Source organism: Amycolatopsis xylanica, from assembly GCF_900107045.1.
Taxonomy (GTDB): Bacteria; Actinomycetota; Actinomycetes; order Mycobacteriales; family Pseudonocardiaceae; genus Amycolatopsis; species Amycolatopsis xylanica.
Genome location: NZ_FNON01000004.1, coordinates 756,734 through 780,024, shown reverse-complemented (window position 1 = coordinate 780,024; position 23,291 = coordinate 756,734). Strand labels below are relative to the sequence as shown.

Sequence of the window (23,291 nt, the reverse complement as noted above, 5' to 3'; positions counted from 1 at the left end):
TATCGCATAACTCTGTTATACCTATGACCATAACCAAGTTATGCCAGGTAGGGGAGCATGTCATGGGGAACAAGTACCTTGAGGGCAACTACGCGCCCGTCGCGAAGGAGCACACGATCACCGAGCTGGCCGTGACCGGCTCGATCCCGGAGTACCTCGACGGCCGCTATCTGCGGAACGGGCCGAACCCGCTGTCCGAGGTCGACCCGGCGACCTACAACTGGTTCATGGGCGACGGCATGGTCCACGGCGTGCGCCTGCGCGACGGCAAGGCGCAGTGGTACCGCAACCGCTGGGTCCGCAACCCGAAGATCGCCGAGGCGCTGGGCGAGACCCCGCACGGCCGCGAGCACCGCGCCGGCATGGACTCGCTCGGCGCGAACACCAACGTCATCTCCCACGCGGGCAAGACGCTCGCGCTGGTCGAGGGTGGCGTCGCCAACTACGAGCTGACCGACGAGCTCGACACGGTCGGCCCGTGCGACTTCGACGGCACGCTGCCCGGCGGGTACACCGCCCACCCGAAGCGCGACCCCCGCACCGGCGAGCTGCACGCCGTCTCGTACTTCTTCGGGCGCGGCAACAGCGTCCAGTACTCGGTGATCGACACCGACGGCCGCGCCCGCCGCACGGTCGACATCGAGGTCACCGGCTCGCCGATGATGCACGACTTCTCGCTGACCGAGAACCACGTCGTGTTTTACGACCTGCCGGTGGTGTTCGACGCCGGCCAGGGCGTCGAGGCGACCGTGCCGAAGTTCCTGCGCACCCCGGCGAAGCTGGTGGTCTCGGCGGTAATCGGCAAGGTCCGCGTGCCGGACCCGATCACCGCCATGCTCGGCGACTCACTCGGCTCGAACGGCCGGTTCCCCTACAGCTGGAACCCGTCCTACCCGGCCCGCATCGGCGTCATGCCGCGTGAGGGCTCCGCCTCGGACGTCCGTTGGTTCGACGTCGAGCCCTGCTACGTCTTCCACCCGATGAACGCCTACGACGACGGCGACAAGATCGTCCTCGACGTCATCCGCCACCCGAAGATGTTCGACCGCGACCACACCGGCCCCAACGAGGGCCCGCCCACCCTCGACCGCTGGACCGTGGACCTCACCGCGGGCAAGGTCATCGAAGAACGCCTCGACGACCGCGGCCAGGAGTTCCCCCGCGTCGACGAGCGCCTCGTCGGCTCCCGCCACCGCTTCGGCTACTCGGTCGGCCAGTGCCCGTCGCGCGGCCCGGCGCTGTTCAAGCACGACCTCGAGCGCGTCACCTCCGAGGTCCGCACCTTCGGCAAGGGCCGCGAACCGGGCGAGTTCGTCTTCGTCCCGTCCAGCCCGGACGCCGGCGAGGACGACGGCGTCCTGATGGGCTTCGTCTACGACCCCGCCTCCCAGCGCAGCGACCTGACCCTGCTCGACGCCGCCTCCCTCGACCTCGTCGGCGCCATCCACCTGCCCGACCGAGTCCCGGAGGGCTTCCACGGCAACTGGGCACCCACGGAGTAACCCCGTCCTTCACGCTCCGAAAACTGTCGGTGCCCCGCGGTAACGTTGATCCAGGGGACCTTCGTCCCCCTGGGGCCCCTTGGGGACCCCCCGAATCAACGGTAACGCGGGGCACAGACAGTTTGGGCTGGTCGGGCTGGGGCGCTGGCCGGGCTAGGTCGTCAGGACGCGGGCGTCGCCGGTGTAGAGGTTCATGCTGTCGCCGCGCAGGAAGCCGATCAGCGTCATTCCGTTGTCCTCGGCCAATTCCACGGCCAGCGAGGATGGTGCCGACACCGCGGCCAATAGAGGGATTCCTGCCATGGCGGCCTTTTGCACCAGTTCGAACGACGCCCGGCTCGACACCAGCAGCCCGGTTTCCTTCAGCGGCACCCGGTTTTCCAGCAACGCCCACCCGAGCACCTTGTCGACGGCGTTGTGCCGCCCCACGTCTTCACGCACCACGAGCAGCGAACCGTCCGCGGCGAACAACGCCGCCGCGTGCAGCCCGCCGGTCTGCGCGAACACCTTTTGCTGGGCACGCAAGGCATCCGGCAGCCCGGCCAGCACCTCGGTCGTCACCGCGAACCCCGACGATTCCGGGGCGAACCGCGTCTTCAGCTTGACCGCGTCCAGCGCGGCCTTCCCGCACACGCCACACGAGGAAGTCGTGTAGAAGTTCCGCTCCACCCCGGCATCCGGCGGCGCGACCCCGTCGGCGAGCGCGACGTCGAGCACGTTGTAGGTGTTGCGCCCCTGATCGTCGACGCCATCGCAGTACCGCGCCGTCGCCACGTCCTCGAGCGAACCGATGACGCCCTCGGTCAGCAGGAAGCCGTGCGCCAGTTCGATGTCGTTCCCCGGCGTCCGCATGGTCACCGCGAGCGGCTTCCCGCCGACCCGCAGCTCCATCGGCTCCTCCGCGGCCAGCGAATCCGGACGCCGCCGTTCCCCGTTCGCGGACAGCATCCGCACTGGTCGACGTACCGTCACCCTGCCCACTAGCCTGCCCTTTCGCGCGAACCTTCTACACCTGACTGGTGCAACAGCCGGGAATGCGTATTACATTCCTGCTCGATCATCCTCACCACTGGAGGCGTCGTATGGCCCTCGGCTTCCTGGATCGTTCCCGCATCGTCGCACCACCCGGCTGGAGCCGCTGGCTCGTCCCGCCCGCGGCGCTGTCGGTCCACCTGTCCATCGGGCAGGCCTATGCCTGGAGCGTGTTCAAACCACCGCTGGAGAAGACGCTCTCACTATCCGGCACCCAGAGCGCACTGCCCTTCCAACTGGGCATCGTCATGCTCGGCCTCTCGGCGGCCTTCGGCGGCACCTTCGTCGAGCGCAACGGCCCACGCTGGGCGATGTTCGTCTCGATGGTGTGCTTCTGCAGCGGCTTCCTGGTCTCCGCACTCGGCGTCGCGACCTCCCAGTACTGGCTGGTCGTGCTCGGCTACGGCGGACTCGGCGGCATCGGACTCGGCATCGGCTACATCTCGCCCGTCTCGACGCTGATCAAGTGGTTCCCCGACCGGCCGGGCATGGCGACCGGCATCGCGATCATGGGCTTCGGCGGCGGCGCGCTCATCGCCTCACCCTGGTCCAACCAGATGCTCGGCACCGCGCCATGGAGCACCGGCACGATCGCCACCGCGTTCCTCGTGCACGGCCTGGTCTACGCGGTGTTCATGACGCTCGGCATCCTGCTCGTCCGCGTCCCCGCCGACGACTGGAAACCCGACGGCTGGGTCCCCAAGACCGACCACGGCCACGTCCTGATCTCGAAGGGCAACGTCTCGGCGGCCAACGCCATCAAGACCCCGCAGTTCTGGCTCCTGTGGGTCATCCTCTGCTTCAACGTCACCGCGGGCATCGGCATCCTCGAAAAGGCGTCGCCGATGATCACCGACTTCTTCAAGCAGACCTCGACCCCGGTGCTCGCGGCCTCCGCGGCGGGCTTCGTCGCACTGCTCTCGCTGTGCAACATGCTCGGCAGGTTCGTCTGGTCGTCCACATCGGACCTCATCGGCCGCAAGAACATCTACCGCGTGTACCTCGGCGTCGGCGCGCTCCTGTATCTCACGATCGCGCTGACGACCAACACGTCCAAGCCGGTGTTCATCCTCTGCGCGATGGTGATCCTGTCCTTCTACGGCGGCGGTTTCGCGACCATCCCGGCCTACCTGAAGGACCTGTTCGGCACCTACCAGGTGGGCGCCATCCACGGCAGGCTCCTCACCGCCTGGTCGGTGGCGGGCGTGCTCGGCCCGCTCATCGTCAACGCCATCGCCGACAGCCAGAAGCGCGCGGGCAAGGTCGGCCCCGACCTCTACACGACCTCGTTCTTCATCATGATCGCGCTCCTGGTCATCGGCTTCCTCGCCAACGAACTGGTCCGCCCGGTCAACGCCAAGTTCCACGAGCCAGAGCGAGTGGGGAGTGAAGTCCGATGACGAAGAACCGCACGGGTTTGATGGTGTTCGTCTGGCTGTGGGTCGCGCTGCCCTTCGCCTACGGCGTCTACGAACTCATCCGCAAGGTCGTCCAGCTGTTCGGGTAGAGGACTCCCGATAGTGGCCGGCGATCTCGTCGCTGGTGGTCAGCCAGACGTCGGGCCGCGAGGCGAGGTATTCCAGCGCCTGGTCGAGGTACTTGTGCCGGAACGGCTGGCCGATCACGAACGGGTGCAGTGCGAGTGCCATGACGCGGCCGCTGTGTTCGGAGTCCGCGCTCAGTTGCTCGTACTGGTCCTTGACCAGCTGGAGGAATTCCGGGCCGGTGAAGCCCTTGCCGAACACCAGCAGGTCGTTGAGCTCGACCGAGTACGGCACGCTGAGCATGCCGGGCACCTTCAACGCGTACGGCTGGTCGTCGTTGGTCCAGTCCAGCACGTAACCCAGGCCCAGCTCGGCGAGCAGGGACGGGGTGTTGAACGTCTCGGTCAGGCCTGGCCCCATCCAGCCTTGCGGGCGGCGGCCGGTGGCGGCGGTGATGGTCTCGACGACGTCGGTGAGGAACGCGCGTTCTTCGTCGAGGGTCATGCCGGCCTGCAGGATGGAGTTGGTCCGCCCGTGCGCGAGCCAAGCCCAATCCCGCTCGAGGCCCGCCGCGATGATCTGGGGGTAGTGCTCGGCGACCGCGGAGTTCAGCAGGACGCTGGCGCGGATGCAGTGGCGGTCGAGACTCCGCATGGTGCGCCAGATGCCGACCCTGGCGCCGTAGTCGCGCCAGCCGTGGTTGAGCGCGTCCGGGACCAGATCAGCCGTGCCGGGCCAGATGCTGGTGGACGCCCGGTCGATGAGGAAGTGCTCCACATTGAGGCCGATGTAGACGGCGACGCGCGCACCGCCAGGCCAGCTGATCGGCGGACGCTCGGTGATCGGGCTGTAGTCGAAGAGATCCATGCCGAGACGGTAAGAGCTAACATCGGTGTCAGGTTCAACTCACACAGCACGCGAGGGGCCATGCGGATCGGTGAACTCGCCCGGCGCACCGGGGTCAGCGAACGGTCGCTGCGTTACTACGAGCAGCAGCGACTCCTGACGGCGGACCGCACGCCCGGCGGCCAGCGCGACTACCCCGAGCGAGCGGTCGACCGCGTGATCCGCATCCAGGAACTGTTCGCCGCCGGCTTGCACAGCAAGAAGATCGCGCAGTTGCTGCCATGCATGCGGGACGCGGACGGTGGTCCTTCGCCGATCGCCACCCCGAAACTGGTCACCGAGCTGATCGGCGAACGTGAGCGCATCGACCGGATGATGGTCGAGCTCGCCAACGCGCGGGACGTGCTCGACGAGGTCATCGACGCCGCCAAGGACTCGTGAGTGTTCCGGCCGGTTCTAACCGGCCGGAACACTCACGACCCCCAGCACACACGACAAGCGGGTTGACTGAGGGGGAAACCGCGCACAGTCGAACCGCTTAAGAGTCGGTCCAGTCGATCTGGTCGAAATCTTCGACTTCCTCGTCGACGGGCTTAGGGCGCGGGCGCCGGGCTCGAACCGGACTAGGTGTGGCCGTAGTGGGTGGCGGTACCGGTTGGGCTTGGCCGCCTGGCGCGTTACCGGTGCCCTGAGCCGTGGGAAGCGGCTTGCCTCCTGGCCAGACGCAGGGCGAGGTGGAGATGAGGAACAAGTTCTTTTTGCCGGGACTCGCCTTGAAAGTCATCCTGAAGCCATCAGCGTTGTTCTCGACCCACAGGAACTCGTTCTGCGGAGTGTTGTCGAGCACGTGGAAGCCGTGGTTCAGCCACCAGGTGCGGAGAGCGTCGAAATAAGACGGGATCTTGTCCGAGGGCAGCCCGTTGACCTCGTAGCTGCGCGAAGCCAGCACCCGCCCTTGCGCCCCATTGTCGGACGGGTCGGTGCAACTGCCCCGGTTTTCCGAGGCGTAGAGCTTGTACTCGGCCTCCGGTGGCAGCGCTTCGCGAACCTTCATCGCGTAGTCCTCGACAAGACGGTTCGCTTCCTCGGCGGTGATCGTCGGCTTCATATCGTCTCCTCTGCAAGCAGTCACGCTCAAGGCCGCCAGCACGATCACCGTTGCCAGTGAATATGTCCGCATAGCCGCCTTCTCCCTAGTAGGTCGGTTGCCCGGCGATGATGCGGCCCATGTTGTCGAGTGCCTTGTTGCCCGGATCCCAGTACATGCTGTGTGCCCTGTCCGCGTACCACTGCCCGGCGATGGCTTGGGCTGGATCGGTGGGGCCCGAGGTGAAGACGTTGGCGTCGAACCCCGCGTTCTGGGGTTCGATCCCGTGAACCGGTGTCAGCTGGATCGGGTCGTGCGCATCGACGGTGGCATGCACATGCCCCGGTGGCAGGCCGAGTTTGGCCGCTTGGTCGACACCGACCCCAGGGCTGGCGACGAAGACGATGTCATCGACCGCGAGGTGCTCGTCGCGAGCGGCGTGGCCAACGACGGTCGTGCCGTAACTGTGGCCGATCGCCGTGTTGTGGGACGGCTCACCTTGATGGGTCGCTCGCAGCCCGTCTTGAAATGAATCGAGATCCTTCTTCGCCGCGTCGGCGTAGCTGGCGCTTATCGCATTCGGCACGACTTCATTGGGAGCGTCGTAGCCGACCCAGGCTATGACCGCCGTTGAAGGAGAGTCCGCGGTGTGTGCCGCGTCGACCATGCGGTCGGCTCGGGTCATTTCGTCTGCCATCCCCGCGAGCCCGGCTCCGGTCCCCGGTACATAGGTCGCGACATTCCTTGCCGTGTCCGGGTTTCCGGCTGACACGATCGCTTTCCCGTCGCCGGTCACATCGAGCCCGATCAGGAACGCCTGCGATTGGCCACCCGCTGGATGATTCAGCCGGGCGTCGATCGCCCGGAGACCATCCAGCTTCCCCAGTACGGCGTCGAGCTTTTCCTTGCCAGGCCAGTCAACGGGGTTGTTCACGCGCGAACTGTTCGGATTGCCTCGCGCCAGCGCCGAGGCCTCCGCTTCGAGTTTGCCGATCTCCCGGTGCAGCACGGCGCGGTTCGCGGCATCTCGGTCCACGATCGGGATCCCGTCCAGGTTCCGCACCAGGTCCGGATTGTCCCGCAGGATCACGCCCTTCGCTGTGTCCGAAAGGCTTGCCCACCAAGCCTTGTTGTCGCCAGGCGTTCCACCTTCAGGCGGTCCGATGATCGACAAACCGCTTTGCCGGTCACCGGCGTCGGCCGCCTGGGCGAGGCTCGTCGCGTCCTGCTCGGTGATCTCGCCGCGCATCGCCTTCGTCAGTATCGCCGCGAAATCGGCGTCGACGTCGGTGGCGCGGCGCAGGAGTTGCTCGATGCGGTCGAGAAGCTCGATCTTGACCTGGTTCTGGCGGGCCACGACTTCCGGTGGGGGCGGGTGACCGGCCGTCGGGAGCAGGACGAGTGCTCCGTCGGTGCCGATGAACCAGCCGTTCGAGCGGGCGAGTTCGTCGGTCTCGCGGACGAAGGACGAGATGCGCTCGACGGCGAGCTGGACCTCGTGTGCCGCGCGGCGGACCGCCGATGCTTCGGCGACGCGCTGTTCCAAGCCCGAGATCAAAACCCGGCCGCGTTGGCCGGCGGCGACCGCCGCGGCGCCGAGCCAGCCTTCGCGGACGATCGCGCGCTCGACGTCGTCGTTGGACGCGATCAGTGTGGTGCAGCGCTGGTTGAGCGAGTCCGCGACGCCGCCGATCGCGCCGGCGTTCCACTGCCGTACGTCACCCCAGGAGACCATCAGACCGGCCTCGCTCCGCCGCGCACGAGCACCTCGTGCAGATCGGCCTGTGCGTCGGCTTCGTTGACCCGGTAATGCGCGGCGGCGGTGCGCAGCTGGCGGGCGTAGTCGGCCATGTTCGTCAGCCAAGTCGGCAGCTCGCGTGCCCACACGTCGTGCAGCTGTCTTGCCGCGTCGACGGATCGGCCGCCCGGTAAGCCCAGCGGGATCCCGGTGAGCGTTCCTGCCAGGTCCACCGGGCGGACCGCGTCGGCCGCGCGGGCCGCCGCGGCCGATGCTCGCTCGATGGTGTCGATGACGACCCCATACCCTCCACTCATCGGGACCTCCCTCTGTGACCATCCGACCACAGAAAGACGTGAGACGGGAGAGAGTCGTTCCCTCAGCCACTCGTGAGGGGTACCTGGACCGTCAGCTTCTCCAGCAGGGTGCGCCGCGCCGAGTGCACGTGCTCCTCCGCGACCTGGCTCAGCACTTCGGGGTCGCCGTCGCGGATGAGCGCGGCGAGTTCGCGGTGCTCGCCGACGACCCGCGCGCGGTAGTGCTCGGTGCCGAGCGTGATGCGGCTGAGCTGGAACAGGTGGACCTGCGAGCGGATCGCCTCCCACGCGGCCGTGAGCCTGCCGTTGCCCGCGGCCGCGTAGATCGCGTCGTGGAAGGCGATGTCCAGCGCCAGCAGGCGCGGGCCGTTGCCGGAGGCGAGTTCGGCGGCCATCGCGTCGACGCAGCGGTCCAGTTCGGCCAGCGCTGCGGGATCGGCGCGGGTTTGGGCGGTGCGGGCGGCGAGGCTGTCGAGCGCGGCGCGGACCGAGTAGACCTCGTCGATGTCGGCGGGGGTCAGCTCGATGACCGTGGTGCCGCGATGCCATTCCGAGCGGATGAGGCCCTCCTGCGCGAGGATCGCCAGCCCTTCGCGCACGGAGCCACGGCTGACGTCGAGTGAGGCCGCCAGGTCGACTTCCTTGAGCGGGGAGCCCGGCGGGAACTCACCCGCGAAGATCGCGTCGCGCACCTTGTCCGCCGCCTCGTGCGCGAGGCCTCTGCGGACGGCTTTGCGGACCTGAGGAGAGCTCATGTCCTAATGTTGACATTCGAACATCGCTCGGTCAACCTGGTCTCATGACACGACCTGGTTTCCATCTCGCCATCCCCGTCGACGATCTGGCCGCCTCGCGCGCCTTCTACGGCGACGTGCTCGGGCTCGAGGAGGGCCGCTCGTCCACCCAGTGGGTCGACTGGGACTTCCACGGCCACCAGCTGGTCACTCACGTCGTGCCCGGCGCGCCCCCCGAGGCGGGCCGGAACCCGGTCGACGGCCATGACGTGCCGGTGCCGCATTTCGGGCTGATCCTCAGTGTTGACGCCTTCCACGTCCTCGCGGACCGGCTGCGCGGCGCGGACATCCCGTTCGTCATCGAGCCGTACCAGCGCTTCGCGGGCGAACCGGGGGAGCAGTGGACGATGTTCCTGCATGACCCCGCCGGGAACGCCTTGGAGTTCAAGGCTTTCCGCGACGAGTCGCAGTTGTTCGCCAAATGAGGGGCGTGCTGGTCACGGGTGCTTCGAGTGGCATCGGGCGCGCGGTGGCGGAGGCGTTCGCGGCGCTCGGTGATCGCGTCGTCATGCACTACGGCTCGAACAAGCCGGAGCTCATCGAGGGCGACGGCCACGCGCTCGTCCAAGGCGATCTGTCGGATCCCGTCGCCGCGCGGCGGATCGCCGACTTCGCGGAGGAGGCGCTCGGCGGGGTCGACGTGCTCGTGAACAACGCGGCCATCGCCACCGGGCCGGAGAACGCGCACGCCGTGCCCGACGTGTCCTACGCGGACTGGCAGCGGTCGTTCCAGGAAACCTTCGGCGTGAACGTGTTCGGCACCGCCAACCTCACGTACAGCGTCGCGCGGAATCTGATCGCGCGTGGCGCGCCGGGACACGTCGTCAACATCGGCTCACGCGGGGCGTTTCGCGGCGAGCCCGACCATCCGGCTTATGGCGCGAGCAAGGCGGCGCTGCACTCGCTGGGCCAGTCGCTCGCCGTTTCCCTCGCGCCGCACGGCATCGCGGTGGCGACCGTGGCGCCTGGATTCACCATGACCTCGCGGGTCGCCGACCGCGTCGACGACGCGTTGCGCGCGCAGAGCCCGTTCGGCCGGGTCGGCACGGCCGAGGAGGTCGCGGCCGCCGTGGTCTACCTGGCCTCGTCGGACTGGGCGTCGGGCGCGGTCCTCGATCTGAACGGCGCGTCCTACCTGCATTGACTTGTGATCCAGGACACGCGTGCAGCAGAAGCGCGCACCGCGGCGTCTAGGGGGCGTGCGCATACTGGGGAAAGCCGTCGTCGCGTGCGTGGCCTGTGCCGTGTTCGGTGCCACGGCCTACGGCTACACGGCACTGAGTTCGCTGGACGGCGTCGAGCGAGTGGACGTCATCGACGGCGCCAAGCCCGGCGAACAGCCCGCGGACGGCTCGCTCGACATCCTGCTGGTCGGCCGCGACGCGCGCGACGACCAATTTGGCAATCCGCTGCCCGCCGAGGTGCTGCGGGAACTGCGCGCCGGCGCGAACGGCGACGACCTCACCGACACGTTGATGGTGCTGCGGATCCCGAACGGCAAGAAGGACGTCCGCGCGTTCTCGATTCCGCGCGACTCATATGTGCAACTCCCCGGCGACCTGGGCAAAGGCAAGATCAACTCCGCGTTCGGGCTGACCAAGCTGGCCGAGGCCGGGCGGCTCAGGAAAGCGGGCGTCACCGACAAGGCCAAGATCTACAAGGACTCGCTGACCGCGGGCAGGCGCGCGACGCGGCAGGTGGTCGAGGACCTGACCGGGGTCAAGATCGACCACTACGCCGAGGTCAACCTGCTGAGCTTCTACGAGATCAGCAAGGCCGTCGGCGGCGTCGACGTCTGCCTCAAGAAGGCGACGAAGGACGAGAACTCGGGCGCGGACTTCCCGGCCGGGCCGCAGACGATCTCGGGCAGCGAGGCGCTCGCGTTCGTCCGGCAGCGCGACGGCCTGCCCCGGACCGACCTCGACCGGGTGCGGCGCCAGCAGGTATTCCTGGCCGCGCTGGCGCGCAGTGTGTTGTCACAAGGCACTTTGGCCAACCCCGGGCGGCTCTCGGATCTCATCGAGGCCGTGAAGAAGTCGGTGGTGCTGGACGAATCCTGGGATCTGCTGGACTTCGTGCGCCAGATGAACGGGATCTCCGGCGGCGGCATCCAGTTCGACACCGTGCCGGTGGTGAACGTCGACTACCGCTACAACCCGAGCAAGCCGACGGCGACCGCGGTCCAGGTCGATCCGGTGCAGATCAAGGCGTTCGCGGCCGGACTGATCGGCGCGGCGCCCGCCACGCCGCAGGTGGCCGTCGACGTCCTGAACGCCTCGCCGAAGGACGGGCTCGCCGCGCGCGTGTCGTCGGTGCTGACCGGCAAGGGTTTCGCGCAGGGCAGAACCGACAATGTGCCCGCGCGGCGCACCTCCCTGGTGCGCTTTCCTGCCGATCTCGCGGCGGCGGGGGCGGACATCGCCAAGCAGCTCGGAGGCCTTACCACGCAGGTCTCGGGGGATGTTCCCGCCGGGCACGTCGAAGTCCTGCTCGGCCAGGTCTACAACGGACCCGGGGTTTCCGACGGCGGTGGTGCGGCGGGCGGGCCGCCGCCGATCAGCCCGGACGGCGACAACTGCGTGGACTGAGTCCGCGAAGCTGGGCATGATCGGAAACATGACAACCAAGCCGTTCCGTTTCGGCGTCGTCGCTTCCTCGGTCCCCGATCTCACCACTTTCACGGAGCTCGCCCGCCAAGCCGAATCTCTCGGCTATGACACGCTGCTCGCTCCCGATCCGCTCAACGGGCTGGACCCGTTCACCCTGCTTTCCGCGGCCGCCGCCGTGACGACCACGTTGCGGCTGGGCACTTTCGTCGCCGTGGCCGCCTTCCGTGACCGGCGGCAGCTGGACTGGCAGGCGCATTCGCTGCACACCTTCACCGGCGGCCGGTTCCAGCTGGGCCTCGGCACCGGCCGTCCCGGCGCCGATCAGGTCGCCGCCGGGCTCGGCCGTGAGTTCGGCAGCGGCGGCGAACGTCTCCGCGAACTCGAAGAAACGCTGGCCTACCTCAAAAAGCGCGAGGACCGTGCGCCGATCCTGCTCACGGCCGGTGGGCCGAAGATGCTGGACTTGGCCGCCCGTGAGGCCGACATCGTGTCCTTCGCCTGGCTTCCGGACATCACGGAAGCGAAGGCACAGCCCATTGTGGACACCTTCCGCTCGCGCGCGGGCGGCCGCGACGTCGAACTCGCCGGGAACCTGCTGCTGGTCGGCGACGAGCCGAAGCCGTGGCTCAAGCAGATCTTCCGGATGGGCTTCGACGGGCTCAAGGAGTCCATTTCCGCGGTGCCGCTGGACGCCGCCGACGTACTCCGGCATCGCCGCGAGACCCTCGGGCTCTCCTATTGGACGCTCAACATGGCCGACATGGCCGATTTCGCGCCCGTGGTCGCGGAACTGCGCGGCACCTGAGCCGGGTGCGGTGTGGTGACCGCGGTGGCCACCACACCGCGCTCGCTCAGCCAGGCGGGATCTTGCCGTTCTTGGCGACCGGCAGGCCCAGCTGCACGGGCCCGCTCAGCACGGCGCGTTCACGCGGCCACGCTGACATCAGCGGGTTGAGGTGCGTGAGGTCGAGGGCCAGCGCGATCGGGCCCGGCGTCGGGCCGGGCGTGATGTCGAACTTCTCCAGGTCGACCCACTGGATCACGTCCAGGATGTCGCTGGGGATCTTCTGGTCGTTCTTCTGCACCGGCACGCACAAGCGTCGCGCTTCGTTGACCTTCACCTGCTGCTTCGGCAGATTCGCCAGCACCGGGTTGAGCTGGCTCAACGTCAGCTGGATGCCCAGCGGCGCCGCGGGGAAGAGGACCGAACACTTCAGGTCGAGATACTGGACGAACTGCAGCACCCACTCCGGCGGGAATTTCCCGTTCTTGACCACCGGCAGGCACAGCTGGTCCGTGCCGCCGACCATCACTTCGGTGGACGGCACGCCCATGGCCGTCACGACCGGGTTCAAGTGGGTGAGCTTGAGCTTCGACTCGACCCCGATCGAGCGCACCTGGTAGCAGGACAGGTCGACGAACTGGATGAGGTCGGCCACCACGGGCGGCGGGATCTTGCCGTTCTTCGCGACCGGCACGCACAGCTGGTCGCGGGCGCCGACCTTCACGGTCTCGGCGGGCTGCCCCGCGAGCACCGGGTTGAGGTGCCGCAGCGTGACCACGGTCGCCGGCGGCTGGTAGGCGTCGGTCTTGAAACACTCCAGGTCCAGCTGGGACGCGAAATCCAGCGGAGACGGCCACTTTTCGACGGTGGCGCCCGCCGCGCCGGGCAGGCACGCCAGGAGCACCGCGACACAGGCGGCCGCGATCGATCTTCGAGCCATGGGTTTCCCTTTCGTCGAGGAAACCTCCACGGTCACCCTTGTCCGCTTTGCCGGAAAGCCGCCAACCGGCCGCTTCCCCTGTGAATGACCGGCGGCCGTGTAGTGTGAGCGCCCGGTTACGGACAGGGAGGGTGGCGTGCCGGATTCTTTCTCGCTCGAGCTCGGGGCGATCGAGGCTTTGGCCGAGGAACTCAAACTGCCCCGTTCCTGGCAGCCCTTCGACCTGCCCCATGTCGGCACCACCTTCACCGAGCGAGCCGACTACCGCGCCCGCCTCTGGACCGACCTGCGCGAACGCGGCCTCGCTGCCGGCGACCGCCTCGACGCCGACGTCGAGAACGCGCTCACCGCGTGGACCCGTCCCGAGACCTTGATCGTGGTCCGCGCCCGCCAGACCCAGCACGAGCCCGAGGACGTGCTGTACCGCGCGGTGATGGCCGACGGCCTCGGCGTGCTGTCCGCCCTGGACGGCGACACGATCCTCTTCGACCTGCTCAAATCCGACCGCCTCGTCGGCGCGATCGTCTCCTGCCTCCCCGCGCTGGCCGCCGTCCCACTCCGCGAACTGTCCGTGCTCGACACCCCGGCGACGGCCCCGGTGGTCGCCCCCGTCCGGAGCCGCGACGTCGCACTGACCGACTTCTTCGCCTGGCCGCTCCTGCGTTTCGGCACCTTCGAGCTCTCCGTACGCGGCCGCGACGGCAGGCTGACCTGGCTCGAAACGGCCCAGTTCTTCGACACGGACGGCGGCCGTTTCCTTCAGTTTTCCACCGCACTGCCCGACGGTGGCAAGCGTCGCACGTTCATTCCCTCCGACGGCTCCCACCTGCGAAGATGGCTGCACGACCAGATCGCTTACGCACGCGATCTGCGCAATCGCTGACAGTAGGTGGCGGCGGCCGGTACTGTGATCGGCGGGTTGCGCTTAGTGTCATGTGCACGGGGAGGTTGAGCGGACATGCCTGATGGTTTCGACACCCAGTCGAGAGCCGAGAAAGGGACGCCTGCCGGTGACGCCAGCGGGTCGTTCCTGGCAGGCATCGTCGCCGAGCCCGGGCCGGTGGACGCCGCCACGGCTTCGGTGTTCAGGTCGAACGCGGAGCAGGTGAAGAGCCTGGCGAAGCAGGGGAAGTTCGCGGTGAACGAGGCGGGCGGGGAGCACGCCAAGCGCGCGGCGCGGGTATACCTCGACGGCTACGCGTCGATGAAATTCGGATTGGCGCAGCTCAAGGAAGGGCCGGCGCTCGGGCAAGGGCCATACGCTCAGACCGTGAAACGGCATGTCATTGGCATGATCGACGGTGATCAGCGGTCTCTGGTGCCGGCAGCCGACGACATGCAGGCTGGGTTTGAAGCCTTGATTGAAGCGATCGACATCGCTATGCGCAACTACCGGGAAACCGAGTCCGCCCATGACCAAGCGTTGAGAAAGATCAACCCAGCAAAATGAACCACGTGCTGAAAGTATGTGTCCGCCTAGTGGCTCCGGTGGTGGGCGTGGCTTTGCTGGCGGGTTGTTCCCCCAACACGCCCGGAAAAGCTGAGCCTGCTCCCGCAGTATCCGGAACCCCGTCGTCCTCCGCTGCTTCAACCGTCTTCGGTGATCTGAAGTCGTGCGACTTATTGAATGAGGCGCTGGCCGGTCAGAGTTTCCCGGCGGGCGAGCCGGACCGTGCGGGTGGACCGAACTCCTGCGCTGCGCAGAAGGCGGGCTACGGCACGGCGGGCCTGGCGTTGCACAGTGGACTGGGTCTCAAGGATTTCACCAGTGATCCGTCAAAGATCCATGACGGGGACGTCAATGGGCGTCCGGCTGCCCAACTCCGCGACATCGTCGGGTCCAAGGGTGGTTGCGCAGTCGCAGTGGCTGTGGGCGATAAGAATCGTGCCTTCGTGAATGTCGTGTTGAGTGCGGGCTCCACGGACGAGGCTTGCGACTTCGCGATGTCCGTGGCCAAGAAGGTTGAGCCGTTTTTGCCTAAGGGGAACTGAGGCATGACCAAATACGAGTACGCGGCGGACGTCTACAAGAAGGCTTACGAGGCCGCGCAGGCGTCGGGGAACACTCCGTTCACCGCGCAAGCCGAAGAGTTCGCCGAGAAGGCGGCCGGTGCGTACTCGAGGGCTCAAGGTGAGGCTTTCCAGCAGGGTCAGGAGTTCCGCCAAGGCCTGGCGCCCTCGGACGTCGACGCCATGGGCTACGACCACCAGGCGCTCTTCGACATGGTCCAGTCCGGCAACGCCGTCGAGATCGACATTCACGGCGAGAAGATCACGAACTTCGCGAATGTGCTGGCTGAGAGTTCGCAGGCGGCCAGTGCCGCCGCCAGTGCCGAGGAGTCCGACTGGCAAGGGGAATCCGGTGCGCGGGTTGCCGCTTTCCTTCAGCAGTCCGGAAATTGGCTGAATCACACCAGTGAGGCCACGGCGCTGGCAGGCAACCGGTATTCGCAGCAGTCGGCCGCCGTGGACCACGCGAGGCGGGAAATGCCGCCTGTTGTTCCCTTTGATCAGAAGGGGGCGATGGACCGAGCCGCCGACAAGCTGGTGAGCCCGAATCCGGCTGATATCCAGGCCGGGGTCAAGATGATGGACGACATCGCCGCGCAGCAGCAGCGGGCGCAGGAGGCGCACGAGAAGGCCGCGCAGGTCGTCACCGGGATGAACGGCGGGCTTTACGAGACCGGGCGGACCATGCCCGCCTACGCGCCCGCGCCGACGCTGGGCGGGCAGGGCTCGGTCGGGCATGACGAGGGGACTAAGGTCTCCGGGTTCGCGCCTGGCACCGGCGGTGGGACGTACAGCGGGCCGGGAAGCGGTCCGGGGACCGGGCCCGGCGTGGTGCCTTCGCCCTCGCCCGGGCCTGGTGCGGAGTCGGCTGGGCGGAGTACTGGCTCGGGGGTGTTCGGGCCGGGCAACACTCCGCCGGGGACCGGGCAGCCCAATCCAGTGCTGCCCAAGGTGCCGAATGCCGGGCCTGGGCTGGGGCCGATGGGGCTCGGTGGTGGTCAGCTCGGCGGCGCCGGCGGCGATATCGAGCGCAAGGGCAGGGCCGGGGCCGGGCGGGGGAGTGCGGCCGGTCGGCTGCTCGGGACCGATGCGAAGGCCGCGCAGGAGAAGCTCGGTGAGGGCAAGGGCAGTGGCGCCGAGCGGGGTGCCAAGGCGGCCAATGAGCGGCTGACGCGGGGTACGACCGCGGCGGGGAAGGCCGGTGCGCCCGGCGCCGCCAGGGCGGGTGCCAACAAGGGTAAGAAGGAAGAAGACGAAGAGCGTAAGTCGAAGTATGTGCAGGGTGATGACCCGGACGAGATGTTCGACGCGAACATCTCGATCGGGCCGGACGGGGTGAAGGTCGTTCCGCCGGTCATTGGCTGACCTACCCCTGGGCCGCTCTCAGCTCGGCCAGCGCGCACGTGAGGCGTTCGATGCAGTGCTCGAGCGCTTCACCGGTCATCACCAGGTCGAACTCGCCTTCGTCGACCGTGATCTCGACTTCGTTCTGCGTGGGGTACACGGAATACGCGATCATGCTCGATCGCGACAACCGCATCCAGGCGCTGACCATCGTCCTGCGGGCTAACATGGGCACTCCCCCCGAAAACGGCTAGTGGACTACTCCACTAACTGTAACGCGGTTTTGCGTGCGATGCCAGTCAACTGCGATGCGCCAGTCGGATGACAATGGCCTTCGAGACCGGGGTGTTCGAGGTGTCGGCCACGGAATCCAGTGCCACCAAGGCATTGGCCTCGGGGAAGTAGGCCGCGGCGCACCCGGGGGCCGTCGGGTACGAGACGATCCGGAACGCTTCCGCGCGGCGCTCGCTGTCGCGCCACTCCGAGACCAGGTCGACGATCTCGCCGTCCGCGAAGCCGAGTGCGGTGAGGTCGCCGGGGTTCACGAAGACGACGCGGCGGCCGTCTTCGATGCCGCGGTAGCGGTCGGACAGGCCGTAGATCGTGGTGTTGTACTGGTCGTGGCTGCGCAACGTCTGCAGCAGCAACCGGCCTTCCGGGATCGCCGGGAACTCCAGCGGTGACGCCGTGAAGTTGGCTTTGCCGTTGGCCGTCCCGTTGAACTCGCGCGCGTCGCGTGGCGCGTGCGGGAGTACGAAACCGTCCGGTTCGCGGACGCGGCGGTTGTAGTCGTCGCAGCCGGGGACGACGCCCGCGATGCGGTCGCGGATCAGGTCGTAGTCGTCGGCCAAGGACGCCCACGGCACCGCGTGATCGGCGCCCAGCAGCGCCGATGCGAGGCCGCAGACGATCGCGACCTCGGACCGCAGCGACGCGCTCGCCGGTGCGAGACGGCCACGTGACGGGTGCACCGCCGACATGGAATCTTCGACCGTCACGAACTGCTCACCCGAGGCCTGCACGTCGCGTTCGGTGCGCCCGAGCGTCGGCAGGATCAAGGCCGTTTTGCCATGCACGACATGCGAACGGTTGAGCTTGGTCGACACCTGGACGGTCAGCTCGCAGGAGCGCAGCGCGGTCTCGGTCAGCGAGGAATCCGGGGTGGCGGAAGCGAAATTGCCGCCCAGCGCGAAGAAGACCTTGCCGCGGCCGTCGCGCATCGCGCGGATCGAATCGACGGTGTCCAGGCCATGGTCACGAGGCACCTTGATGCCAAATTCGCGCTCGAGACCGGCCATGAACTTCTCCGGCATCTTCTCCCAGATGCCCATGGTCCGGTCGCCCTGCACGTTGGAATGCCCGCGCACCGGGCACAGACCGGCGCCGGGCTTGCCGATCATCCCGCGCAGCAGCGCCAGGTTCGCGATCTCCTTGATCGTCGGCACCGCGTGCTTGTGCTGGGTCAGGCCCATCGCCCAGCAGTAGATCGTGCGCTCGGACTCGGCGATCATCCGCGCGATGCGCACGATCTGCTCGCGCGGCAGGCCGGTCGCCGCGTCGACGGCGGCCCAGTCGAGGTCGCGGACCTGCTTCGCGTAGTCGTCGAAGCCCTCGGTCGAGCCGTCGACGAACGCGCGGTCGACGACCGTGCCGGGCGCGGCTTCCTCCTGTGCCAGCAGCAGATGACCGATCGCCTGGAAGAACGCGAGGTCGCCACCGAGCCGGATCTGCGCGAACTCGTCGGCCAGCGGGGTGCCCTTGCCGACCACGCCCTTGGCCTTCTGCGGGTTCTTGAACCGCATCAACCCGGCCTCCGGCAACGGGTTGACCGCGATGATCTTCGCGCCGGCGGCCTTGGCCCGCTCCAGCGCCGACAGCATGCGCGGGTGGTTGGTGCCGGGATTCTGGCCGACCACGAGGATCAGGTCGGCGCGGTGGATGTCGGCCAGGCTGACCGAGCCCTTGCCGATGCCGGTGGTCGCCGACAGCGCCGCGCCAGACGACTCGTGACACATGTTGGAACAATCGGGCAGGTTGTTCGTCCCGAACGAGCGGACCAGCAGCTGGTAGAGGAACGCGGCCTCGTTGCTCGTGCGGCCCGAGGTGTAGAAGATCGCCTCGTTCGGGTCGGCCAGCTCGCGCAGTTTCCCCGCCACGAGCGCGAACGCGTCGTCCCACGAGATCGGTGTGTAGTGCGAGGCGCCTTCGCGCAGCACCATCGGCTCGGTGAGCCGCCCCTGCTGGCCGAGCCAGTAGTCGGTCTTGCCCGCGAGCTCCTCGACCGAATGCTCCGCGAAGAACGACGGTCCGACGCGCCGCTTGGTGGCCTCTTCGGCGACGGCCTTGGCGCCGTTCTCGCAGAACTCGGCGATGTGCCGGTGTTCGCCGTCGGCCTGCCTCGGCTCCGGCCACGCGCAGCCGGGGCAGTCGAAACCTTCACGCTGGTTGAGCAGGCGCAGCGTGCGGACGGTGCGTGCCGCGCCCATCTGCTCCATGCCGCGGGTCAGCGAGACGGCGACGCCGGGGATACCGGCCGCCCACTTCTTCGGCTTGCCGACCTTGATGCGGCTCTCGTCGACGTCGTTCTCAGGCGCGTTGCTGCTCACGATGCCCATGGTGCGCCCGAGCGGTCAGCTACGCACAGCCGGGGTCGCTCGTGTCGAGCGTCTGGCTGAGGTCGTAGAACCGGGCCTCGTCCTTGATGCCTGCCTGCGCGGGGTCCAGTTCGCTGTAGGACGGCGCCAGGAAACCCGCCTTGGCGGCACCACACGCGATCGAGTACTTCATGCCGGAGCCGCCCTTGATCCACAGTCCCTGGTCGGCCTTCGCGAAGGGCGCGCCGCGCAGCACGTAATCCGTCTCGTGCCTCTCGAACGCGACGATCTGCGCCGGTCCCGCGAGCCGTTCGGGATGATCGGTGTAGAACGCGTACGCGACGATGTAGCCGGCGTGCACGAGTTGCTCACCCTTGCGCTCGCCGGGTTGGACGGTCAGCACGCCCTTGATCCTCGGCGCCACCGGCAGCAGGTGGAATCCGTCCGCGAGCTGGCTGATGTAAGCCGAGGCGGCCCGCCGGTCGACGCCCTCGAGCACCTTCTTGACCTGTTTCGCGTCGTTGGGGGCGAGTGCCGCCAGCAAGGCGCTTCCGGTGTGCTCGCGCAGCGCGCTCTCGTCGAGTGTCGCGGCGGCGATGGCCTGCTTGACCTCGTCCAGGCCCTCGGCTGGCTCGATGCCCGCGAGGCCTTCCCTCCACAGCTCGGCCGGGGTGCGCGCGAACGGCTGGGTGAGGTCGACGCGGGCGACCTTGGCCAACGTCGGCTGGGGACGCTGGGCCTCGGTCTCGCGCGCGGTATGGCCGAAGGTCTTCGTGACGTAGACGGCGCCGCCGATCAGCACGACCAGCCCGAGCGCCACCCAGACCGACGGCTTGTTCCACCGGCGCCGCCGACGGACCTTCGGCGGCCGTTCCTTGCGCAACCCCCGGCGCGCTTCCCGCTCGGCCCGCTTCTGCCATTCCGGATCGATCAGATCCGGGTGCGTTTCAATGCTGTGATCGTCCGTCACGGACTGCCTTCCCCCAGTGCCCCAACATCCATTCATCGCTGGTGAGACGCGAGTGTTACCCCCGGTGAGGGAGTTCGTAGACTTGTCGTTGTGACCGAGAACGCTCAGCCTCAAACCGACCTTCCGGGTGCCTGGAACCCGGCCGATGAAGAAGCCACGCTCTACCAGCGGTGGGTAGACGCCGGGTACTTCACCGCGGACGCTTCGTCGGACAAGCCGCCGTTCTCGATCGTATTGCCGCCGCCCAACGTCACCGGCAGCCTGCACATGGGCCACGCGCTCGACCACACCCTGATGGACGCGATGAGCCGCCGCCGCCGGATGCAGGGCTACGAGGTCCTGTGGCTGCCCGGCATGGACCACGCGGGCATCGCGACGCAGAACGTCGTCGAGCGTGAGCTCGCCAAGGAGGGCGTCTCGCGCCACGACCTGGGCCGCGAGAAGTTCATCGAGCGGGTCTGGGAGTGGAAGGCCGAGTACGGCGGCAAGATCCTCGGCCAGATGCGCCGCCTCGGCGACGGCGTGGACTGGTCGCGCGAGCGGTTCACCATGGACGAGGGCCTGTCGCGTGCCGTGCAGACCATGTTCAAGCGCATGTTCGACGACGGCCTGATCTACCGCGCCGAGCGCATCATCAACTGGTGCCCGCGATGCCAGACCGCGCTGTCCGACATCGAGGTCGACCACTCCGACGACGACGGCGAGCTCGTGTCGATCCGCTACGGCGACGGCGAGAACGCCATCGTCGTGGCGACCACCCGCGCGGAGACGATGCTCGGTGACACCGCTGTCGCCGTCCACCCGGACGACGAGCGGTACAAGCACCTGGTGGGCACCGAGGTCGAGCTGCCGCTGACCGGCCGCCGCATCCCGATCGTGGCCGACGAGCACGTCGACCCCGAGTTCGGCACCGGCGCGGTCAAGGTGACCCCGGCGCACGACCCGAACGACTTCGAGATCGGCCGCCGCCACGACCTGCCGATGCTCACGATCATGGACGAGCGCGCCGTGGTGACGGTGCACGGCCCGTTCCTGGGCATGGACCGCTTCGAAGCGCGACCCGCGGTCGTCGCCGCGTTGCGCGCGGAAGGCCGGATCGTCGCGGAGAAGCGGCCGTACGTGCACGCGGTCGGGCACTGCTCGCGCTGCGACACGGTCGTCGAGCCGCGGCTTTCCCTGCAGTGGTGGGTCAACGTCGAGTCGCTGTCCCGCATGGCCGGTGACGCGGTGCGCGACGGCCGGACCACGGTCTACCCGCAGGAGCTGGGCAAGCGGTACTTCGACTGGGTCGACAACATGCACGACTGGACGATCTCGCGCCAGCTGTGGTGGGGTCACCGCATCCCGGTCTGGTACGGCCCCGACGACCAGATGGTCTGCGTCGGCCCCGACGAGCAGCCGCCGTCCGGCGAGGGCTGGACCCAGGACCCCGACGTGCTCGACACCTGGTTCTCGTCGGGTCTCTGGCCGTTCTCGACCATGGGCTGGCCTGACAAGACGCCGGAGCTGGAGAAGTTCTATCCGACCAGCGTGCTGTGCACCGGCTACGACATCCTGTTCTTCTGGGTCGTCCGGATGATGATGTTCGGCGTGTACGAGATGGACGGCGTGCAGCCGTTCGATCACGTGTACCTGCACGGCCTCATCCGTGACGCGCAGGGCAAGAAGATGTCGAAGACCCGCGGCAACGTGATCGACCCGCTCGCCTGGATGGACAGCTTCGGCGCCGACGCCACCCGGTTCACGCTCGCCCGCGGCGCGAACCCCGGCAGTGACATGGCGATCAGCGAGGAGTGGGCGGCCGGTTCCCGCAACTTCGGCACGAAGCTGTGGAACGCCACCAAGTTCGCGATGATGAACGGCGCTTCGGTCGAGCACCCGGTGCCCGCGGCGTCCGAGCTGACCGAGGCCGACCGCTGGATTCTCGGCAGGCTCGGCGCGACGGTGTCCGAAGTGGACGCGCTGTTCGAGGACTACCAGTTCGCGAAGGTGTCCAACGCGCTGTACTCGTTCATCTGGAACGAGCTGTGCGACTGGTACCTGGAGCTCGCGAAGGTCCAGCTGTACAACGGGACCGAGACGACCGCGGCGAACACCCGCGCCGTGCTCGGGCACGTGCTGGACACCGTGCTGCGGCTGCTGCACCCGTTCATGCCGTTCATCACCGAGAAGCTGTGGCTCGCGCTGACCGGCGGCGAGTCGCTGGTGATCGCTTCGTGGCCGACGGCCGACACCTCGTTCGCCGACGCGGCCGTCGACGGCCGGATCGCGGACGTGCAGAAGCTGGTCACCGAGGTCAGGCGCTTCCGCGCCGACCAGGGCCTCAAGCCCGGCCAGAAGGTCGCGGCGCGGCTCTCCGGCGGCGGCTACGACGCGGTCGCGTCGCATGACGAGGCGATCCGCTCGCTGGTGCGGCTGACCGCGCCGGAGGACGGCTTCGCACCGAGTGCCTCGCTCGAGGTCGGGCTCGCCGGTGGCGTCGCGACGGTCGAACTCGACCTGTCGGGCACCATCGACGTCGCGGCCGAGCGCAAGCGGCTGCAGAAGGACCTGGGCGTCGCCGAGAAGGAGCTGGCGACCACCGACGGCAAGCTCGGCAACGAGGCCTTCATGGCCAAGGCGCCCGAGCACGTGGTCGACAAGATCAAGGGCCGTCGCGAGACGGCGGTCGCGGACATCGAGCGGATCAAGGCCCGCCTGGCCACGCTGCCGCAGGCCTGACAACACGGCGGAAGGGCGCTTTTCCCGGGGGGACAGCCCGGGGAAAGCGCCCTTCCTGGTCTTCTAGGATTCGCAGTTGACCCTGATCCTGTCGGTTTCGTTGGGGTACTTGATGTTGTCCGCCGTGTGGTTGATGTACCCGGTGGTGTAGGTGCTCGTGCTGCCGTTCGCGTAGTAGCTGTAGCCGGTGAACAACCGATCAGGGCTCCACACCGAGTCGGCCTTGTCCCACCAGGCGCGCGGCAGGTCGAACGTGTCGCAGCTGCGGATGACGTACCGATCACCCGTGCCGAGCGGCCCGTCGAAGATGCAGCCGTACGCGTCGATCGGGCAGTCCCAGTCGCCACTCGAGGCGTGGGCACCGGTGGTCAGGGTGCAGGTGGCGGCGACCATGACCGCCGCGGTCGTGACAACTCGACGCAGGTTTCCCAGCACGGTGGCTTCCCTTCATGACGACACGGATCTGTCAGCAGGCTAAGCCGTCACGTGCTCGCGCTGCCAGGATTTCAAGCCTGGCTG

At 67.9% G+C, this 23,291-nt stretch carries 24 protein-coding genes; 13 read left to right on the top strand and 11 right to left on the bottom strand.

Translation table 11 applies throughout. From position 1 onward, the window contains the following. Window positions 1–62 precede the first annotated feature (62 nt). Entirely contained in the window at window positions 63–1,502 is a 1,440-nt protein-coding gene (locus tag BLV57_RS22485) for a carotenoid oxygenase family protein (protein WP_091291724.1), read from the top strand. Between the two features lie 153 nt (window positions 1,503–1,655). Here BLV57_RS22485 and fdhD read toward each other — a convergent pair whose 3' ends face one another. Continuing rightward, window positions 1,656–2,483 carry a formate dehydrogenase accessory sulfurtransferase FdhD gene (gene fdhD / locus BLV57_RS22480; protein WP_091291723.1) on the bottom strand — a complete coding sequence of 276 codons (828 nt, stop codon included), beginning with the start codon at window positions 2,481–2,483 and terminating at the stop codon, window positions 1,656–1,658. A gap of 101 nt (window positions 2,484–2,584) precedes the next feature. Here fdhD and BLV57_RS22475 point away from each other — a divergent pair, with 101 nt between their 5' ends. Continuing rightward, complete coding sequence (locus BLV57_RS22475; RefSeq protein ID WP_091291722.1) at window positions 2,585–3,934, top strand: L-lactate MFS transporter; 1,350 nt, start codon at window positions 2,585–2,587, stop codon at window positions 3,932–3,934. Then, window positions 3,931–4,041 (top strand): MFS transporter small subunit, encoded by a 111-nt coding sequence (locus tag BLV57_RS44415; RefSeq protein ID WP_425426018.1) that lies wholly within the window; start codon window positions 3,931–3,933, stop codon window positions 4,039–4,041. Before BLV57_RS22475 ends, BLV57_RS44415 begins: the two co-directional genes overlap by 4 nt. Here the strand turns inward: BLV57_RS44415 and BLV57_RS22470 are convergent. After that, window positions 4,010–4,885 (bottom strand): polysaccharide deacetylase family protein, encoded by an 876-nt coding sequence (locus tag BLV57_RS22470; RefSeq protein WP_091291721.1) that lies wholly within the window; start codon window positions 4,883–4,885, stop codon window positions 4,010–4,012. The genes BLV57_RS44415 and BLV57_RS22470 overlap by 32 nt on opposite strands. Before the next feature lie 60 nt (window positions 4,886–4,945). Between BLV57_RS22470 and BLV57_RS22465 the strand changes: the two genes are divergently transcribed. Further along, window positions 4,946–5,305 (top strand): MerR family transcriptional regulator, encoded by a 360-nt coding sequence (locus tag BLV57_RS22465; protein WP_091291720.1) that lies wholly within the window; start codon window positions 4,946–4,948, stop codon window positions 5,303–5,305. Window positions 5,306–5,402: 97 nt separating this feature from the next. Here BLV57_RS22465 and BLV57_RS22460 read toward each other — a convergent pair whose 3' ends face one another. The 4 genes from BLV57_RS22460 to BLV57_RS22445 all read right to left on the bottom strand — a co-directional run bounded on the left by BLV57_RS22460 (window position 5,403) and on the right by BLV57_RS22445 (window position 8,761). Next, complete coding sequence (locus BLV57_RS22460; protein WP_091291719.1) at window positions 5,403–5,972, bottom strand: hypothetical protein; 570 nt, start codon at window positions 5,970–5,972, stop codon at window positions 5,403–5,405. An 85-nt stretch (window positions 5,973–6,057) separates the two neighbouring features. After that, window positions 6,058–7,686 carry an alpha/beta hydrolase gene (locus BLV57_RS22455; protein WP_091291718.1) on the bottom strand — a complete coding sequence of 543 codons (1,629 nt, stop codon included), beginning with the start codon at window positions 7,684–7,686 and terminating at the stop codon, window positions 6,058–6,060. After that, complete coding sequence (locus BLV57_RS22450; protein ID WP_091291717.1) at window positions 7,686–8,006, bottom strand: hypothetical protein; 321 nt, start codon at window positions 8,004–8,006, stop codon at window positions 7,686–7,688. Before BLV57_RS22450 ends, BLV57_RS22455 begins: the two co-directional genes overlap by 1 nt. A gap of 62 nt (window positions 8,007–8,068) precedes the next feature. Beyond that, the gene (locus tag BLV57_RS22445; protein ID WP_091291716.1) at window positions 8,069–8,761 is read right to left on the bottom strand and encodes a GntR family transcriptional regulator; all 693 of its coding nucleotides are present in this window, start codon (window positions 8,759–8,761) and stop codon (window positions 8,069–8,071) included. A 44-nt stretch (window positions 8,762–8,805) separates the two neighbouring features. Between BLV57_RS22445 and BLV57_RS22440 the strand changes: the two genes are divergently transcribed. From BLV57_RS22440 to BLV57_RS22425, 4 genes are read left to right on the top strand one after another with little or no spacing between them, the layout of a single operon-like run. Next, on the top strand, window positions 8,806–9,225 hold the full coding sequence (locus tag BLV57_RS22440; RefSeq protein WP_091291715.1) for a VOC family protein: 420 nt from the start codon (window positions 8,806–8,808) through the stop codon (window positions 9,223–9,225). Continuing rightward, on the top strand, window positions 9,222–9,944 hold the full coding sequence (locus tag BLV57_RS22435) for an SDR family NAD(P)-dependent oxidoreductase (protein WP_091291714.1): 723 nt from the start codon (window positions 9,222–9,224) through the stop codon (window positions 9,942–9,944). Before BLV57_RS22440 ends, BLV57_RS22435 begins: the two co-directional genes overlap by 4 nt. A gap of 55 nt (window positions 9,945–9,999) precedes the next feature. Further along, window positions 10,000–11,388, top strand: coding sequence for an LCP family protein (locus BLV57_RS22430; RefSeq protein ID WP_091291713.1), 1,389 nt, complete (start codon window positions 10,000–10,002; stop codon window positions 11,386–11,388). Window positions 11,389–11,416: 28 nt separating this feature from the next. After that, entirely contained in the window at window positions 11,417–12,214 is a 798-nt protein-coding gene (locus BLV57_RS22425) for an LLM class flavin-dependent oxidoreductase (RefSeq protein WP_091292004.1), read from the top strand. A gap of 46 nt (window positions 12,215–12,260) precedes the next feature. Here BLV57_RS22425 and BLV57_RS22420 read toward each other — a convergent pair whose 3' ends face one another. Then, the gene (locus tag BLV57_RS22420; RefSeq protein ID WP_091291712.1) at window positions 12,261–13,133 is read right to left on the bottom strand and encodes a hypothetical protein; all 873 of its coding nucleotides are present in this window, start codon (window positions 13,131–13,133) and stop codon (window positions 12,261–12,263) included. 136 nt (window positions 13,134–13,269) lie between these two features. Here BLV57_RS22420 and BLV57_RS22415 point away from each other — a divergent pair, with 136 nt between their 5' ends. The 4 genes from BLV57_RS22415 (at window position 13,270) to BLV57_RS43375 (ending at window position 16,508) form a co-directional block, all read left to right on the top strand. After that, complete coding sequence (locus BLV57_RS22415) at window positions 13,270–14,016, top strand: ESX secretion-associated protein EspG (RefSeq protein ID WP_091291711.1); 747 nt, start codon at window positions 13,270–13,272, stop codon at window positions 14,014–14,016. A 75-nt stretch (window positions 14,017–14,091) separates the two neighbouring features. Beyond that, window positions 14,092–14,583, top strand: coding sequence for a hypothetical protein (locus BLV57_RS22410; RefSeq protein WP_091291710.1), 492 nt, complete (start codon window positions 14,092–14,094; stop codon window positions 14,581–14,583). Beyond that, window positions 14,580–15,125, top strand: a complete 546-nt coding sequence (locus BLV57_RS22405; protein ID WP_091291709.1) for a DUF3558 family protein — start codon at window positions 14,580–14,582, stop codon at window positions 15,123–15,125. The genes BLV57_RS22410 and BLV57_RS22405 overlap by 4 nt, the downstream gene beginning before the upstream one ends. A 3-nt stretch (window positions 15,126–15,128) precedes the next feature. Then, a complete protein-coding gene (locus tag BLV57_RS43375; RefSeq protein WP_176968746.1) occupies window positions 15,129–16,508 on the top strand; it encodes a hypothetical protein in 1,380 nt (459 codons plus the stop codon). Window position 16,509: 1 nt separating this feature from the next. On the opposite strand, the gene BLV57_RS42915 is transcribed toward BLV57_RS43375, so the two are convergent. From BLV57_RS42915 to BLV57_RS22390, 3 genes are all read right to left on the bottom strand, one after another. After that, window positions 16,510–16,716: a hypothetical protein gene (locus BLV57_RS42915; protein WP_143047120.1), complete on the bottom strand. Its 207-nt coding sequence runs from the start codon at window positions 16,714–16,716 to the stop codon at window positions 16,510–16,512. Window positions 16,717–16,786: 70 nt separating this feature from the next. Beyond that, entirely contained in the window at window positions 16,787–19,093 is a 2,307-nt protein-coding gene (locus tag BLV57_RS22395) for an FdhF/YdeP family oxidoreductase (RefSeq protein ID WP_091292002.1), read from the bottom strand. A 28-nt stretch (window positions 19,094–19,121) separates the two neighbouring features. Further along, window positions 19,122–20,051 (bottom strand): hypothetical protein, encoded by a 930-nt coding sequence (locus tag BLV57_RS22390; protein WP_091291708.1) that lies wholly within the window; start codon window positions 20,049–20,051, stop codon window positions 19,122–19,124. Between the two features lie 90 nt (window positions 20,052–20,141). On the opposite strand from BLV57_RS22390, the gene BLV57_RS22385 reads away from it, so the two are divergent. Next, window positions 20,142–22,772 (top strand): valine--tRNA ligase, encoded by a 2,631-nt coding sequence (locus BLV57_RS22385; RefSeq protein WP_091291707.1) that lies wholly within the window; start codon window positions 20,142–20,144, stop codon window positions 22,770–22,772. Window positions 22,773–22,835: 63 nt separating this feature from the next. Here the strand turns inward: BLV57_RS22385 and BLV57_RS22380 are convergent, their stop codons facing one another. Then, on the bottom strand, window positions 22,836–23,207 hold the full coding sequence (locus BLV57_RS22380; protein WP_143047119.1) for a hypothetical protein: 372 nt from the start codon (window positions 23,205–23,207) through the stop codon (window positions 22,836–22,838). Window positions 23,208–23,291: the final 84 nt, after the last annotated feature.